This is a genomic window from Mycobacterium sp. 852014-52450_SCH5900713, assembly GCF_001667075.1.
GTDB lineage: Bacteria > Actinomycetota > Actinomycetes > Mycobacteriales > Mycobacteriaceae > Mycobacterium.
This window is the reverse complement of sequence record NZ_LZIL01000035.1, coordinates 241,016-257,173: the sequence shown is the minus strand read 5'-3', so window position 1 is coordinate 257,173 and position 16,158 is coordinate 241,016. Positions and strand designations below refer to the sequence as shown.

The window sequence follows — 16,158 nt, the reverse complement described above, 5'->3', positions numbered from 1 at the left end:
TTGACTCAAGATGATTCGGAACGTGATACGAGTCAGCGCAGCAGGAGCGCCGGGTCGCCGCGGCGCCGGTACACAGAGCCGAATCGGGCGTCGATGCGCAACCAGGTCGGCAGGATCCGGACCCTGATCATGTCGTCGGCGCCGACGGCATCTGGTGACTGCGGTAGGAAACCCATTGCGGTCAAAGCGAACACACACCGCATGGGCAGCCCCACACTCGCATCGGAGGAGCTCACCTGGATGACTTCCTGGTCGAGCAGCGATACGGGTGGGCCGTGCGAACTGCCGTGTTCCTTGGCAAGTTGTGCGCCGCGCTGCGCCAGGTCGAGCATCACCCGGGCGGGTATGTCCTCGAGGTGGGTGAAGCCGGCGTCCGGGGGCAACGCACCCCGCCACGCGGAGTCCATCGCGAAGCCGGGGTTGACGTAGCCCGCGTCGTCCATCGCGGCCAGGCCGCGCGCCAGGGCGTCCGCGCCCACCGACAGATCCTCGGGCCGCACTTCACCACTCACCACGCGACTGGCCAGGACGTCGAAACCGGTTGCCACCCAAGCCGTCAGCAGACCGGCCGATCGAGCGCGAAGGCGAATGACGGCGGTGTCGTCGAGACGCAGCGCGTAGTCGACGAACGCGGCCAGGTCCCGGCGCTGGGCGGTCCGGTCGGCTGGCCCCAACCAGAGTCCGCGGTCAACTACTGCCGAATCCACCGTTGCAGATACTCCCGATGATGTGGGGAGAGCCGCACCAGGCGCTCCTCCTCGATATGGACGGCGGCCAGCTGCGACTCGGCGACGACGGCGGGCTTAGACTCGGGATCGGCGCCGACCGAGCGCACTTCGTAGCCCAGCGTAAAGTCCACCGCCCGCAGCCGCTTGGTCCACATCGTCACCTGCAGCGGCGAATCGACCAGCCGCAGTTGACCTTTGTACGTCACCTTGACTTCGGCGATTAGCAACCCGATGGTCAAGATATCGACCTCGAATGCTTCGCGCAGAAACTGGACCCGGGCCTCCTCCAGAATCGTGACCATGGTGGCGTGGTTGACGTGCTGATACATGTCGATGTCCGACCAACGCACCGGCACGGGGGCGACGAAGCCGACGCTCAACTTGATGATCCTCTTCCACTGGTGCGGGTCATGCGCCGGATCTGACGCGCGGCCACCGACAGCGTCGCGAGATCCTTTTCCCCGCTTTCCTGAATTTCGATGAGGGTTCGGCGGGCCCGCTCCACCCTTGATGCGGATAGGTGTTCCCACTCGGCGATCTTCTCCTCGCCGCTTTCGTTCGGCTCGCCCACGGCGAGCACATCGAAGCACAACGATCGCAGCGAGGCGTAGATGTCGTCGCGAATCGCCAAGCGCGCCAGGGAATGCCAGCGGTCATTGCGGGGCAGTTCGGACACCGCGGTCAGCAGGCCGTCGGTGCCCAGCCGGTCCATCAGGGCGAAATAGGTGTCCGCGACCTCGGCGGCGTCGATGTCGTTGATGTCGCCGATGTCGATGATGTCCAGCAGACTAAATCGGTAGAGACCAGCGGCGATCATGTACGCCAGGTCGTTGGGTGCACCTTGCGAAGAGAATTCGGCGGCTTCCTTCTCGACGATCGCCTTGTCGTCGCCGCGCAACCACTCCGACATCCGCGGGGTCAGGTCTTTGACCTTCGCCGCGAACCGGTTGATCTCCGCACCCACGGCCAGCGGTTGCGGTCGGTAGTTGAGCAGCCAGCGGCCGGCGCGGTCGATCAGCCGTCGGGTGTCGAGCGTGAGCCGATCGGACATCGCGACCGGCAGATTCGCCGCGCGGATCCGCCGCCAGATCTCTCCCACGCCGAAGATGGCGTCGGTGGCGACGTACGTCCGCACCGCGTCGACGGGCCCGACCCCGACATCCTCGGTGATCCGGAACGCGTAGCTGATGCCGGCGGTGTCGACCAGGTCGTTGATCAGCATGGTGGTGACGATCTCACGGCGCAGCTGGTGGGTGCGGATCCCTGCGCTGAACCGTTCCCGCAACGGCGTCGGAAAGTATTGCGGCAACCGGGATGCGAACACATCCTGCTCGGTCAATTCGGTGTTCAGCATCTCCTCTTTGAGCCCGAGTTTGACGTGCGCCATCAGGGTGCACAGCTCGGGCGACGTCAGGCCGATGCCGGCCTCACACCGCCGGTCGATCTCCTTCTCCGACGGCAGGGCTTCCAATTCGCGGTTGAGCCCACGCTCGTCTACGAGGTATTGAATCTGCCTGCCGTGCACCGGCAGCAGGCTGGCCGCGTTGGCGCGGCTGGTGCCGATCAGGTCGTTCTGATCCTCGTTGTCGGTGAGCACCAGTTGCGCGACCTCGTCGGTCATCGACTCCAGCAACGCTTTGCGCTCGTCGGGGTCGACCCTGCCGGCGGTGACCAGCGAGTCGATCAGGATCTTGATGTTCACCTCGTGGTCCGAACAGTCCACGCCGGCGGAGTTATCCATCGCGTCGGTGTTGATGCGCCCACCCGACAGATCGAACTCGACCCGGCCCAGGGCGGTCACCCCCAGGTTCCCGCCCTCGCCGATCACCTTGGCGCGCACCTGACTTGCGTTGATGCGCACCGGATCGTTGGCGCGATCGCCGACGTCGGCGTCGGACTCGGACTCGGCCTTGATGTAGGTGCCGATGCCGCCGTTGAACAGCAGATCGACCGGCGCCTGCAAGATCGCCTTGATCAGGTTGGGCGGGGTCATCTCGGTGATCTCTGCGTCGATGCCCAACGCGTCGCGCACCTGCGGGCTGACGGGGATGGACTTGTGCTCGCGGCTGTACACACCGCCGCCCTCGCTGATCAACGACTTGTCGTAGTCCTCCCAGCTGGACCGCGGCAGGTCGAACATCCGCCGGCGCTCCTCCCACGAGGCCGCGGGGGCGGGGTCGGGGTCGAGGAACACGTGCCGGTGATCGAAGGCGGCGATCAACCTGATGTGCTTGGAGAGCAGCATGCCGTTGCCGAACACGTCACCGCTCATATCGCCGATGCCCACCACCGTGAAGTCCTCGGCCTGGGTGTCGACGCCCATCTCCCGGAAGTGTCGCTTGACGGCCTCCCACGCACCCCTGGCCGTGATGCCCATCGCCTTGTGGTCGTAGCCCACCGATCCGCCGGACGCGAAGGCGTCACCCAGCCAGAAGCCGTAGGACTTCGCCACGTCGTTGGCGATGTCGGAGAAGGTCGCGGTGCCCTTGTCGGCGGCCACCACCAGGTAGGCGTCGTCACCGTCGCGCCGTATCACCTCGGGCGGCGGGCTGACCTTTCTCGTTTTGTGGTCGACGTTGTCGGTCACATCGAGCAGGCCGGAGATGAACAGCTGATAGCAGGCGACGCCCTCGGCGCGGGTGGCATCGCGGTCCTCCGCCTGATCGCCGGTCGCCAGCGGCGGCCGCTTGACGACGAAGCCGCCCTTGGCGCCAACCGGCACGATGACGGCGTTCTTCACCGCCTGCGCCTTGACCAGGCCGAGGATCTCGGTGCGGAAATCGTCGCGGCGGTCCGACCAGCGCAGCCCGCCGCGGGCCACCGGGCCGAACCGCAGGTGCACACCTTCGACGCGGGGCGAATAGACGAAGATCTCGTACTTGGGACGCGGCAGCGGCAATTCGTCGATGAGCTGCGCATTCAGCTTGAGTGCCAACACGTTTCGGGCGCGTGCCGAACGCTCGCGCGTCACAAAGTAATTGGTGCGCAGCGTCGCCTGAACCAGCGATGCGAACGCCCGCAGGATGCGGTCGGTGTCCAGGCTCATCAGCGCGTCGATGTCGGCGGCCACCGCGGCCGCCGCCGCTTGTGCGTCACGGTTGACTGACGCGCCCGACGGCCGGGGATCGAAGAGCGCCTCGAATAGGGCGACCAGCGATCGCGCGGTGGACGGGTGCTCGTTCAGCACCGACTCGATATAGGACTGGCTGTAGGGAAAGCCCACCTGCCGTAAGTACTTCGCATAGGCGCGCAGCAGCACGACCTGCTGCCAGGTCAGCCGGGCGCGCATGACCAGCTCGTTGAACCGGTCGATCTCGACGCGACCTTGCCAGATCGCGGTGACCGCATCGGCGAACCGCTGTGCGGTCGCGTCGCGGTCGGCAGTGGTCGTCGCCGGCGCGATCGTGGGGTGCGTAGAAATCTTGAACTGATAGATCCATACCGGCAGCCCGTCCGGGCGGGTGACGGTGAACGGTCGCTCCTCGAGCACCACCACGCCCATGCTCTGCAACATGGGCAGCAGCTGGCTCAGTGAGGCGGTGCGCCCGCCCAGAAACCAGGTCAGCTGGGCGGCCCCGTCCTCGCCTCGCTCGGAGAACACCAGCTTGACCGAATTATCATGCAGCCCTTCGATGATGCCGATGTGCTCGATGGCATCGGCCGGGGTGACGGCTTGCTTGTAGACCTCGGAGAAAGCGGTGCCGTAGTGCTCGGCATCGGCCTGGTCGACGGAGCCTTCCGCGGCGGCCCCGATCAACCGGTCGGTCCAGGTCCGCGCGGCTTCGCTCAGCAGTCCCTGGATGCGGACCCGGTTGGCTTCGGAGACGTCGACCGGCGCCGCGTCTTCCGGCAACCGCACCATGAAATGCATGAGGGCCCAAGGCGATTCGCTAACGCGCGCGGTGAATTCGAGCCGCGTGCCACCGAACTCGCGGACCAGAATGTCCTCGATTTGCAACCGCACCTGCGTGGTGTAGCGATCGCGGGGCAGGTAGACCAGGCACGAGACGAAGTACTGGAGCCGATCGGCGCGCAGGAACAACAACGCCCGCCGTTGGGATCCCAGATCCACCACGGCTTTGGCCATCGTCAAGAGCCGTTCGGCGCTCAACGTGAACAGCTCTGAGCGCGGGACGGTTTGAATGACGTCGAGCAGCAGCTGGCCGGGGTGGATCGGGTCGCTGTCGGCCAGGGCGAGCGCGTCGCGCACTCGGGTCGAGATCGTGGGGATTTCCAGAACGTCCGCGTTCATGGCGGCGACGGTGAAGAGTCCGACGAAGCGGTGCTCGACCACGCCGTCGTCGCCGCCGACATTTTCCCGAACCGCGACGGCGTACGGATAGGCACCGTAGCGCAGGTAGCTGCCGACGACCGATTGCGCCAACACCAGCAATTTGTCGTCATCCGTCAGCCGAGGGCGGGCACCGGTGCGGGAGCGCAGGACGCCCAGCCCGGGTGACCCGTCGCCGGAGACGAAACGATCGTGCACGCGGCAACGTTGGTAGCCGAGCAGCAGAAAGTTACCGTTGCCCAGCCAGCGCAGCAGCGCCGCGACATCGGCGCGGTCGGGGGCCGAGAAGTGGCCCTGGGCGTTGGTTTCCACTTCCGCGGCCAGGCCGCTCAGGGTGGCGATCAACTCGCCCGCGTCGCTGGCGACCTGTTGCACGTCGGACAGCACCTTGGGCAACAACCGTTCGACCTCGGCGAGGCCCTTGCTGTCGACCGAGGGCAGCAGTTGCACGTGTATCCACGCCTCGCCCACGTATTGCGGGGCACCGGGCGGTTTCGACTCGACGCTGACCAGGTCGCCCGCAGGGTTGCGGTGAACCTCGAACACCGGGGTCATGATGGCCGCGTAGGGCACACCGAGGCGGTGCAGCAGCACCGTGACGGAGTCCAACAGCATGCCGCCGTGGTCGGTGACGACTTGCAGCGCGGGCCCGAATCCGGCCGGGTCGTCCGCGGGGTAGACCGCGACCCGGCTTTGGCCGGCGGGACGGTGCTCACCGAGCCGATAGTGCGCGCCGAGCATGGCGGGGGTCACGATCGCGGTCGGGACGGTCAGGTCGATTGGGCCGGATTCCGCCCCGGGTTCGTCGCCGTGCGGGCCGCGATAGCTCTCGATATAGGCCTTCGCGATCCAGTCGGGGATGTCCTGCTGCCGGGTGAAGGCGGTCCACGGCTTGAGCGCCTGCTTGGCTCCGGGATCAATCGTCATGCCGATGGCTCCCAACTCGTGACGAACGCCACTGCGCTCAACCGCCCACTTCCCCCGCAAGCGGGGTGCACCCGCCGCGGCTCGTCTGGGCCGCATTTTCGGGGTGCTGCGCAGCTGACACTAGTCGCGCGTGAGCTTCCGGTGGGTCACTCTGTGCGGCCGGGCCGCGTCAACACCGAGCCGTTCGACCTTGTTCTCCTCGTATGCGCCGAAGTTGCCCTCGAACCAGAACCACTTGGCCTCGTTGTCCTCGTCGCCCTCCCAGGCCAGGATGTGCGTGCAGGTGCGGTCCAGGAACCAGCGATCGTGCGAGATGACCACCGCGCAGCCCGGGAACTTTTCCAGGGCATTCTCCAGCGAACCCAGCGTCTCGACGTCGAGGTCGTTGGTGGGCTCGTCGAGCAGAAGTAGGTTGCCGCCTTCTTTGAGCGTGAGCGCCAGGTTCAGCCGGTTTCGCTCGCCACCGGACAGCACGCCGGCCGGCTTCTGCTGGTCGGGACCCTTGAACCCGAACGCCGAGACATAGGCGCGCGACGGGATCTCGTTCTGGCCGACCTCGATGTAGTCGAGGCCATCCGAAACGACTTCCCACACGGTCTTCTTGGGATCGATGCCGGCGCGAGACTGGTCGACATAGCTGAGCTTGACCGTCTCTCCGACCTTGACCGTCCCGCTGTCCGGCTGTTCCAGCCCGACGATGGTCTTGAACAGCGTCGTCTTGCCCACCCCGTTGGGCCCGATCACGCCCACGATGCCGTTGCGGGGCAGCGTGAAGGACAGGTCCTTGATCAGGGTCCGCCCGTCGTAGCCCTTGTCGAGGTGGTCGACCTCGACGACCACGTTGCCCAGGCGGGGCCCGACTGGGATCTGGATTTCCTCGAAGTCGAGCTTGCGCGTCTTCTCCGCTTCGGCGGCCATCTCCTCGTAGCGCTGCAGGCGGGCCTTGCTCTTCGCTTGCCGCGCCTTTGCCCCCTGCCGCACCCAGGCCAGCTCCTCGGTGAGCCGCTTGTGCAGCTTGGCGTCCTTGCGGCCCTGCACCGCCAACCGCTCGGCCTTCTTCTCCAGATATGTCGAGTAGTTGCCCTCGTAGGGATACGCACGGCCGCGGTCGAGCTCGAGGATCCACTCGGCGACGTTGTCCAGGAAGTACCGGTCGTGGGTCACAGCCAACACCGCGCCCGGGTAGGCGGCCAGGTGTTGTTCGAGCCACTGCACGCTTTCGGCGTCCAGGTGGTTGGTCGGCTCGTCCAGCAGCAGCAGGTCGGGCTTGGACAACAGCAGCTTGCACAGCGCCACGCGGCGCCGCTCTCCGCCGGACAGATTCGTCACCGGCTCGTCCGGCGGCGGGCAGCGCAGGGCGTCCATGGCCTGCTCCAGCTGCGAGTCGAGGTCCCACGCGTCGGCGTGGTCGAGGTCCTCCTGGAGCCGGCCCATTTCCTCCATCAACTCGTCGGAGTAGTCGGTGGCCATCAACTCGGCGACCTCGTTGAAGCGGTCCAGCTTGACCTTGATCTCGCCGAGCCCCTCTTCGACGTTGCCGCGCACCGTCTTGTCTTCGTTCAGCGGCGGCTCCTGCTGGAGGATGCCGACGGTGGCCCCGGTGGCCAGAAAGGCCTCGCCGTTGTTCGCCTTGTCCAGGCCAGCCATGATCCGCAAGACGCTCGACTTGCCGGCGCCGTTGGGGCCGACGACGCCGATCTTGGCGCCCGGATAGAAGCTCAACGTGACGTCGTCCAGGATCACCTTGTCGCCGTGCGCCTTGCGGACCTTTTTCATCGTGTAGATGAACTCAGCCATGCCGCTGTTGTGCCTTTCTGGTCTACAAGTGATCTCGCGGACCATCCTAGGCACCGGCCGACAACCGCCGGCCCGCCCCCAAGCCGACCGTCAAGCCGGCACGGAGAGCGAGACGCGGTCAGCGGCGCCGTCACCGGAGTCGGCCGGGTCGTCGCCGGCCTTCAGGTCCTCGTCACCACCAACGTCGGCGGCCGCCACCGAAGTTCCATTGATGGCCGCCTGCTCCGGATTGGGACCGGTGTAGCCCGGCTTCTCGATCCGCACAATCGCGCGGGATACGTCGGGCCCGACGGAGGTCGCCCGCATCTCCAGTGACGAGCGGCGGTTGCCGTCGCGGTCTTCGTACTCGCTGGTGTAGACGTGACCGACCACGATCACCGGGGCGCCCTTGCCCAACGCGGCACCCACGCCCGTGACCAACTTTCCCCAGCAGTTGACGTTGATGAACAGCGAGTTGCCCGGCTCCCAGCCGCCGTCGGCCGTGCGCCGCCGGGAGTTGCTGGCGACGCGAAACTTGATGACCTCCTGGGTGCCGACCTGTCGGCGTTCGGGGTTGTTGACGATGTGCCCGACCACGGTAAGCGGGGTTTCGAACATTGGAATGATCCCTTCTCGGTTTGCTGTTGGGCGGTGAACGAGGCACCGCCCGTCCTGGCCGCCATTGAGCCCGGCGCCACCGACGGGCCGGCGGGCGAAGGGGCCGGAATCCGGCGGTGCCCCATCGGGCCTGTGGAAGGAATCGCGACTGTGGATCAATCCGCCGGCTGGTGCGGACGGTTGGGTCTGTCGCGCCGCGACAGCTCGGCCAGCATCGCGTTGTAGGCGACCAGCTCGGCGTCGTCGTCGCGGTCGGCGGCGCGGTCCAACCGCCGGGCGGTCCGGTCGTCGCTGCGCGCCCACTGCACCAGCAACGCCAGCATCACGATCACCAGCGGCAGCTCCCCCGCCGCCCAGGCGATCCCGCCACCCAACCGCTGGTCACCGATCAGGTCGGTGTGCCAGGTCAAGCCGAGCGAGCGATAGTAGTCGGCGCCGAGCACCCTGCGGGTGCCCATCAGCACCACCCCGAAGAACGCGTGCAGCGGCAACGACGCGAACACCACGCCCACCTTGGCCAGCGGCGGAATCGGACGCGGCGTGGGGTCGACCCCGATGACGATCCAGTAGAAGAGGTACCCGCTGAGCAGGAAGTGCAGGTTCATCGCCAGGTGCCCCGCGTGACTGCCCACGGCGATGTCGAACAGGCTCGACAGGTACAGCCCGTAGAAGCCGGCGACGAAGAGCACGGTGGCCACGACCGGGTTGGTGAGGAACCGCGACAGCCCGCTGTGCAGGGCGGCCAACAGCCATTCCCGCATACCGGGCGGGTCGTCGCGGCCGGCGGCGGGCAACGCCCGCAGGGCCAGGCTCACCGGGGCGCCCAGCACCAGCAGGATCGGCACCAGCATCGACAGGCCCATGTGGGCGACCATGTGCACGCTGAACATCGCCGGCATGTAGCGACCGACCCCCGACGACGTGACGAACAGCAACGTGAGGCAGCCGAGCAGCCAGGCGACGGTCCGGCCCGGCGGCCAGGCGTCACCCCGGCGGCGCAGGCGGACCACGGCGGCCACATAGAGGGCGGCAAAGACGATGGCGGCGCTGCCGAAGATCAAGTCGAAGCGCCAGTCGAACAGGATCCGCGCCGGGGTCGGCGGGCCGTTGAAGTCGTAGCCGATCTCGGCCTCGGGAATCGAGGGCAGCCGGCTCGGCGGCGGTGGCGGCGGGGTGCGGCCCAGCCCGACGGCGATGCCGAAGGTGAGGCCGAAGACCGCGGCCTCGGCGAGCGCCAGCCGGAGCAGGGCGCGGCGCGCCTCCGGCTGAGGCGGTTCCGCTTGCAAACCGGCGACCGACGAGCGCCGCTGGCGCCAGCCGATCACCCCCAGCACGCATAACGCGGCGAACTTGCCCACCACCAATCGGCCGTAATCGGTGGTCACCAGGTCGCCCAACGGGACGCGCACCGCGGCGTTCACCAGACCGCTGAGCGCCATCGCGACCCAGCACCACAGCGCGATTGCGGAGAACCGCCGCGCCGCCAGGGCGACGTGCCCGCCGCCGCACAGCCCGTAGGCGGTCAACGCCAAGAGGCCGCCGGCCCACAGGCCCGCGGCCATGAGGTGGATCAGCAGGCTGTTGGTCGCCAGGTCGTGCGAACCGCCCGCCGACGAATGGCCGGTCAGCCCGAGCGGGATGAGCGTCAGCAGCGAGCCGGCGAACAGCAGCGGCGTCCACGACCAGCGCAGCACCGAGAGGCTGGCCAGCATCACCAGCGCGGCCAGCGCCGCGGTCCAGCGCCACGCGGAGGCGGTGGTGACCAGGCCGGCGATCGACCAGATCCGCACCGGGTTCAAAAGCGCGACCAGCGGGCGGCCCGACACGTCGGAAATGGTCAGCGGAACCAGGAGCGCCGCACACGCCGCCCAGACACCCGACGCCACGGTCCCCAGGCGAAGCGCCCGGTACCCGTCGGCGTCCAGGACGCCGCTGCGTTGGGGCGGCACCAGAAACGCCGCGAACAGGAACGAGCCCACGGCCAGCACCGCGGCGATCTCCCCCGCCGCCCGGATGAACGGTAGCCCCAGCGTGGTTGCCGGACCCGGGTTCGGCAACCCCGTGGCGGTCAGCGCGTCGGCCAGCGACAACGCCCCGATACCGGCCGCCGTGCAGCCCGCCAACAGCGCGACACCGATCAGCAGCGGCCACGCCCGCGCGCGGGGTGGCGTCACCGACCGATCGACCGTCATACGCCCAGGGTATGAGCCCCGACCGGGGACTACCGAGCCAGGCGCTCCCGACGCGCCTTGACCTCGCGGGCGACGAACTGGTCGCGCGCTATCCGCCCGACGTGATCCGAATCTCGCAGGATGTCCCGCAGCTCCCCCCGAAACGCGGCCCGACGGTCGGCGAGGTCCGGCGCGGGCGCGATGAGATCCTGGTCGACGACGACCTGATAGGCCGTGGCGAACAAGAGCGTCGACACCGATTCGCTGCTGCGGACCCGGGTTTGCGCCACGTATTGGCGGCCCACGCCGAGCGCCGAGGCGGTCAAGTCCTTCTGGCCGACGTCGGCCGGCGCATCCCGCAACACGTCGGCGACGATCTCGTAGGCCTCGAAGAACACCCGCAGCATCGCATCCGCCATCAGCGGGCGCTTGGCGAACAGCAGCGCGTCGATCTCCTCGCCCCCGGCGCTGACATGGGCTTCCCAATCGTCGTGCCAGGCCATCTCTTCGGCGATGTTGTCCCGGAATGCCGCCGAATCCGCGAAGTAGAAGTCGAACTTGAGCAAGTCGCGCAGCCGCATCGCCTGGTCCCAGAAGGCGCGCATCCGGTCGCCCTCGGCGTGCCGGGCATGCGCCAGCGCCAATTCGACGATCGAGGTCTCCAGGAAGGCATGGATCAGCGAGTTGCGGTAGAACGCGGCCGCGTGTTGCTCGTCGGGGGCGATGTGCCACACCGGTTCCCGGCCGCCGTCGACCCGGGTGATCGGGTGCCCGTTGGACAACGCGTCGACCGCCGCCCGCACGCCGTCGCGCGAGCGCAGCCGCAGCGCACTCGTCGACATCGGGTTCTGTTTGCGTTCCAGATAGTCGAGCGAGTCCTGCAGGGTGTGGTGCAGCTGATCGAGCGTCAACGCCGCGCCGCGGGTGGTGAGCAGCAACGCGCACACCAGGCCGGTCGCCGTCACCGGCGTCGCCTGCAATATCCGCCACGCGACCTCGAACGACATTTTCTGCAGCGCAAGCCGTTTGGCGTCCTGGTCGTGAGTCAGCGTGCCGTGCGCCGGGCCCAGGTATTGGCGCATCGAAACGGCTTCCGGGAAGCGGACGTAGATCTTGCCGTAGTTGCGTTCGCCCTGCGCCCGGATGAAGTTGTACAGCCAGCCAACGCCTTCGGGCGTCTTCTCCCCGCCACGGGCGTAGGCCGCGTACTCGGCGATCTCGTGCAACTGGTCGAAGCTGATGGACACCGGCTGCAGCAGGATGTCTTCGCTGCGGCCGTCCAGGTAGGCATCGGCGACGTAGGCCAGCAGGCCGAGTTTTGGCGGCAACATCTTGCCGGTGCGCGAGCGCGTGCCCTCGATGGACCAACTCAGGTTGAACCGCTTTTCGACGATGTAGCCGACGTATTCGCGCAGAACGTATTTGTAGAGCGGGTTTTCGCCGATGTTGCGGCGAATGAAGATGACGCCGGACCGGCGCAGCAGCGGGCCCATCGCGCCGAACGACAGGTTGATGCCGGCGAACACATGCACGGGCGGCAGCCGGTTTTCCTGCATTGCCACCGGCACCACCGCGCCGTCGATGTAGGAGCGATGCGAGAACAACAGCACCGCCGGGTGGGCCTCCAGCGCCGCGCGCATCGCCGCGACCTGATATCCGTCGTAGTCAATCTCCGGATCGAATCCGCGGCTGAGCATCCTGCCGAGCACGGAAACGAGGTCGACGGACACGCGGCTCCAGCCGGTGGAGAGTTCGTCGAGCATCTCGCCCGCTTCGTCGACGGTCGCGCCGGGGATTTTCTTCAGCCCGGCACGAAATCGGCTGGACTCCAAGATTTCCGGCTTTACCAGCCGCGGAGACTTGTACTGCGGCCCCAGGATCCGATACTCGACGCGTTCCAGCGCCAGCAGCGCGCGCCGGATGACGAATCGGGCGAAGTCGCTTTCATTCTCGCCAACGGTGGTGTCGCGCCACTGCTCGCGCAGTTCGGAGACTTTCGCCGGTTCGCCGGCCACCACCCGCGCCCGCTGGGGAGCGTTGCGAATGATCTGCAGTTGCTGACGTTCGTTGGGGTGGTAGGGATCTCGCCCCGGTAGCAGCCCGGCCAGCTTGGCGACTCTGCCGCGATCCGGTGGCGGCAGCCAGAACACCCGTACCGGGACGATGGAACGGTCGTCGCCGCCGCCGGCCTCGAGCTGCTCGATCAGCGCGGTCAGCGCATCGGGGGGCGCGGTGGGCGGCGGCAGTTCCAGCACGTCGAATCTCGCCTCGGGCTTGTCCGCGCGCTGTTGAGCCATCCAGGCCGTCACCAGTTCCCGCTCGACCGGCGAGGCCATGGACGCCAACACCAGCGAGTCTTGGCCGGTGAGGATCGCGGTGGTATCCGCGGCCGCTTCGGTCACGGCCGCCCTTCGGGCGCGGATTCCGGCGGCTCCGTGCTGGCGGTCGCCTCGGCGGGCCGGTGTGCCTCACCGTCTTTGAGGGCGGCCTGCGACTCGTGCGGATTCGCCTTGGCGGGCTTGGCTTTCGAGGCGGCCTTCCGGGAGGCGGCCTTCTTTGCCGGTGCCTTCGAGACCGCCTTAGCCGCAGTCTTTTTCGCGGGGGTCTTGGCCTTCGTCGCCGCCTTCTTCTCGGCATACAGGTCGACCTGCGGCAGCTCGTCGATCGGCCAGTTGGCCAGCGTGTCCAGATATAGCTGTCGAACCTCGGCGATGCGCTCCGGCAGGTTCTCGACGGTCCAGTCCTGCACCGAGATCGGCGGAAAGACGGCGACATCCACGGTACCGGGATTGACTACGGTGGAGTTGCGGGCGGCGACGATTTCCGCGTTGCGGATCACGATCGGAACGATCGGGATACCGGCCGCCATGGCCAGGCGGAACGGCCCCTTCTTGAAGGGCCCGACTTCGGTGGTGTCGACGCGGGTGCCTTCCGGGGCGATCACGATCGACAGTCCCCTCCGCGCCCGGTCTTCGATCTCGTGCATCGTCTCCACCGCGGCGACGGGGTCGTCCCGGTCGATGAAGACGCCGTCGAGCAGCTTGCCGAGCGTGCCCATGATCGGGTCTTTCTTCAGCTCCTTCTTCCCCACGCCGATCCAATTGTCGCGCACCAGCGCGCCGGCGATGACCGGGTCAACTTGGTTGCGGTGATTGAAGATAAACACCGCCGGTCGCTGCGCGGTCAGGTTCTCCTGACCGATGACGTTGAGCTGCACCCCGGCGATCGCCAGCGACAGCTGGGAGAAGGTCGAGGTGAAGAAGTTGACCCCGCGCCGCCGGTTGCGGGTCAGCACGCCGATGCCCACGGCGCCGGCGGCGACGGGGAACATCGAGCCGAAGCCGGCGAGGGTGCGGATCTGCCGGCGCAGGCCCACCGGACCGCGGCTGCTGAAACGCAGGATCGGCCAGCCGCGGCGTTTGGCCACGGCGGCCATCTTGCCCTCGGGATTGGTCGGGCGCGGGTTGCCGACCAGGTACATCAGGGCGACGTCCTCGTCCCCGTCGGCGTAGAAGTAACTGTCCTTCAGGTCGATGCCGTTCTCGGCCGCAAACCGTTGCACCGCAGCGGCTTTGCCGGGCCCCCACAAGATCGGCTTCTGCACGCCGCCGGTGAGCATCCCGTCTTCCGTGGTCTCGAACTTATTGGTGAGCATGTTCGAGATGCCGAGGAACCGCGCCACCGGGTTGACCTGGATGGTCAGCGCCGACGAGCTGAGCACCACGGTGTGCCCGCGAGCGACGTGCGCCCGCACCAGCTCGCGCATCTCGGGGTAGATCCGCGACTCGATTCGCTGCACGAACAGCCGCTCGCCGATCTCCTCCAGGTCGTCCAGCAAGCGGCCGGCCAACGCGGCGGCGGCCTTGCCGATGAGGTCCTCGAACTCGATCCGCCCGAGCGTGTGGCTCAGGCCGGCCTGGACCATGCCGAGCAGCTCTCCCACGCCCATGTCACGGCGCAGCAGCCGCTCCTGGGTGAGAATCACCGCCGTGAAGCCGGCCACCAGCGTCCCGTCGAGGTCGAAGAACGCCCCGATCTTCGGACCCGGTGGGCTGGCCATGATTTCGGCGACCGAGCCCGGCAGACGCATGTCCGTCCCGGGTGTCCCGCGCTCGTTTCCCTGGTCTTTCGTGGTGCTCATGAGCCCGACGCCGTCCGTGCCGAAGTCGCCGGTTCGGTGAACGAGGCCGGCACCGCGTGGGGCGCCCCCTCCCCGGCCAGCGCCAGAATTTCGTCGAAGCCCTCCAGCAGGCATTGAGCGAACAGTGGCTCGTTGCGCACCGATGCCCTGTCGTAGCGCACGGTGATGGTGCACCACCCGCCCCGCGAGATCAGCACCACCATCATCGCCACCCCCGGTAATGGACCGATCCCGTACTGCCGCAACACCTTCGCGCCGGCGATGTAGGTATCTCCCGGGTACACCGGGACGTTGCTGGCCTGCACGTCGGAGCCGATCACCGAGCCTGTGATGCCCTCGAGCACCGCCGTAGGCAGGATGCTCAGCAGTGGCGCGACCGAACCGATGATGTTCATCGCGGGCTCGTCGCGGCGCTGCGTCATCTGCGCGCGGATCTTCTTCATCCGCGAGACCGGGTCGACGGTACCCACGGGCGCGGCCAGGTTGACCCCGGTGAACCTGTTGCCGCCGGCCGTGTCGGCCTCGGCCCGCAGGTTCACCGGTACCGCCATCGGCAGCGTGCTGATCGGCACTCCGAGCGCCTCGTGATAGCGCCGCAGGGCTCCGCAGAGGCCGGCGAGGTAGGCGTCGTTGATCGAGCCCCCGCCGGCCTTGGCCGCCCGGTGCAAGTCGGAGAGCGGGATGTCGATCGCTTCGGTGCGGGTGGCCAGGCTGCGGCGCCGCAACAGCGGCGACGGCTCGGCCGCCCGATTGAGCACCCGCATGCCCGAGAGCGCGTAACTCACGACTCCGGACACGGTGGACCCCGGCTCCAGGACGGCCCGTCCGGCAGCCGACACCGCCCCGGACACCGCGCTCACGACACCGCCGACCACGGCGGTGGGCAAGTGGTTAATGCCTTGCCGCATCAGGTCATTGGGTGTGAGGTCCTGCGGGATGGGCAGCGGGGGCGTCGGCTTGGAAGGCGGGTCGCGCTCCAGGTCGTAGATCTCCGCGAACATCTGCACACCGCCGACGCCGTCGGTGACCGCATGGCTGACGTGCAGCAGCGTGGCGGCTTTGCCGTCGGCCAGGCCCTCCACCAGGGTGGCCGTCCACAGCGGACGGGAGATGTCCATGGGCGACTGCAGGATCACCTCGGCGAGGTTGAAGACGTCGCGCAGTGTGCCGGGTTCGGCCACCCGCATCCGGCGCACGTGGAACTCGAGGTTGAAATCGGGATCCACCACCCAGCGCGGCGACGCGGTCGGCAGGGTCGGCACGACAACCTTCTGGCGCAGCCGCAACACCCGCCGGGAAGCGTTCTCGAATCGGGTCAGGAACTTATCCCAGTCCGGCGTGGTGTCGAGAAGTTCCAGCGCCATGATCCCCGACCGAGTCCGGGGATTCGCTTCACCACGATGCATCAGATAGTCGACCGGTCCAAGTTGGTCGGACAATTTCACGACCTCGACGGACTCAGTCATGGTCCTCCGCCCGACGCGCCAGCCCTGTCACCGTCGATCA

9 protein-coding genes are annotated in these 16,158 nt (G+C 67.6%); all 9 read right to left on the bottom strand.

Annotation, left to right across the window (positions count from 1 at the left end):
- Positions 1 to 32: 32 nt before the first annotated feature.
- Positions 33 to 707: a hypothetical protein gene (locus A5773_RS10665; protein WP_067790821.1), complete on the bottom strand. Its 675-nt coding sequence runs from the start codon at positions 705 to 707 to the stop codon at positions 33 to 35.
- The gene (locus A5773_RS10660; RefSeq protein WP_066958398.1) at positions 692 to 1,108 is read right to left on the bottom strand and encodes a thioesterase family protein; all 417 of its coding nucleotides are present in this window, start codon (positions 1,106 to 1,108) and stop codon (positions 692 to 694) included. Before A5773_RS10660 ends, A5773_RS10665 begins: the two co-directional genes overlap by 16 nt.
- Complete coding sequence (locus A5773_RS10655) at positions 1,105 to 5,946, bottom strand: NAD-glutamate dehydrogenase (protein WP_067261117.1); 4,842 nt, start codon at positions 5,944 to 5,946, stop codon at positions 1,105 to 1,107. The genes A5773_RS10660 and A5773_RS10655 overlap by 4 nt, the downstream gene beginning before the upstream one ends.
- A 120-nt stretch (positions 5,947 to 6,066) precedes the next feature.
- A complete protein-coding gene (gene ettA, locus A5773_RS10650; protein WP_067261114.1) occupies positions 6,067 to 7,743 on the bottom strand; it encodes an energy-dependent translational throttle protein EttA in 1,677 nt (558 codons plus the stop codon).
- A 90-nt stretch (positions 7,744 to 7,833) separates the two neighbouring features.
- Positions 7,834 to 8,340: a single-stranded DNA-binding protein gene (locus A5773_RS10645; protein WP_066958404.1), complete on the bottom strand. Its 507-nt coding sequence runs from the start codon at positions 8,338 to 8,340 to the stop codon at positions 7,834 to 7,836.
- 155 nt (positions 8,341 to 8,495) lie between these two features.
- Positions 8,496 to 10,532 carry a cytochrome c oxidase assembly protein gene (locus A5773_RS10640; RefSeq protein ID WP_067261111.1) on the bottom strand — a complete coding sequence of 679 codons (2,037 nt, stop codon included), beginning with the start codon at positions 10,530 to 10,532 and terminating at the stop codon, positions 8,496 to 8,498.
- Between the two features lie 29 nt (positions 10,533 to 10,561).
- On the bottom strand, positions 10,562 to 12,913 hold the full coding sequence (locus A5773_RS10635) for a glycerol-3-phosphate 1-O-acyltransferase (protein WP_067790819.1): 2,352 nt from the start codon (positions 12,911 to 12,913) through the stop codon (positions 10,562 to 10,564).
- Complete coding sequence (locus A5773_RS10630) at positions 12,910 to 14,652, bottom strand: HAD-IB family hydrolase/lysophospholipid acyltransferase family protein (protein ID WP_066958409.1); 1,743 nt, start codon at positions 14,650 to 14,652, stop codon at positions 12,910 to 12,912. The genes A5773_RS10635 and A5773_RS10630 overlap by 4 nt, the downstream gene beginning before the upstream one ends.
- Positions 14,649 to 16,118 carry a wax ester/triacylglycerol synthase family O-acyltransferase gene (locus A5773_RS10625; RefSeq protein ID WP_066958410.1) on the bottom strand — a complete coding sequence of 490 codons (1,470 nt, stop codon included), beginning with the start codon at positions 16,116 to 16,118 and terminating at the stop codon, positions 14,649 to 14,651. Before A5773_RS10625 ends, A5773_RS10630 begins: the two co-directional genes overlap by 4 nt.
- Positions 16,119 to 16,158 lie beyond the last annotated feature (40 nt).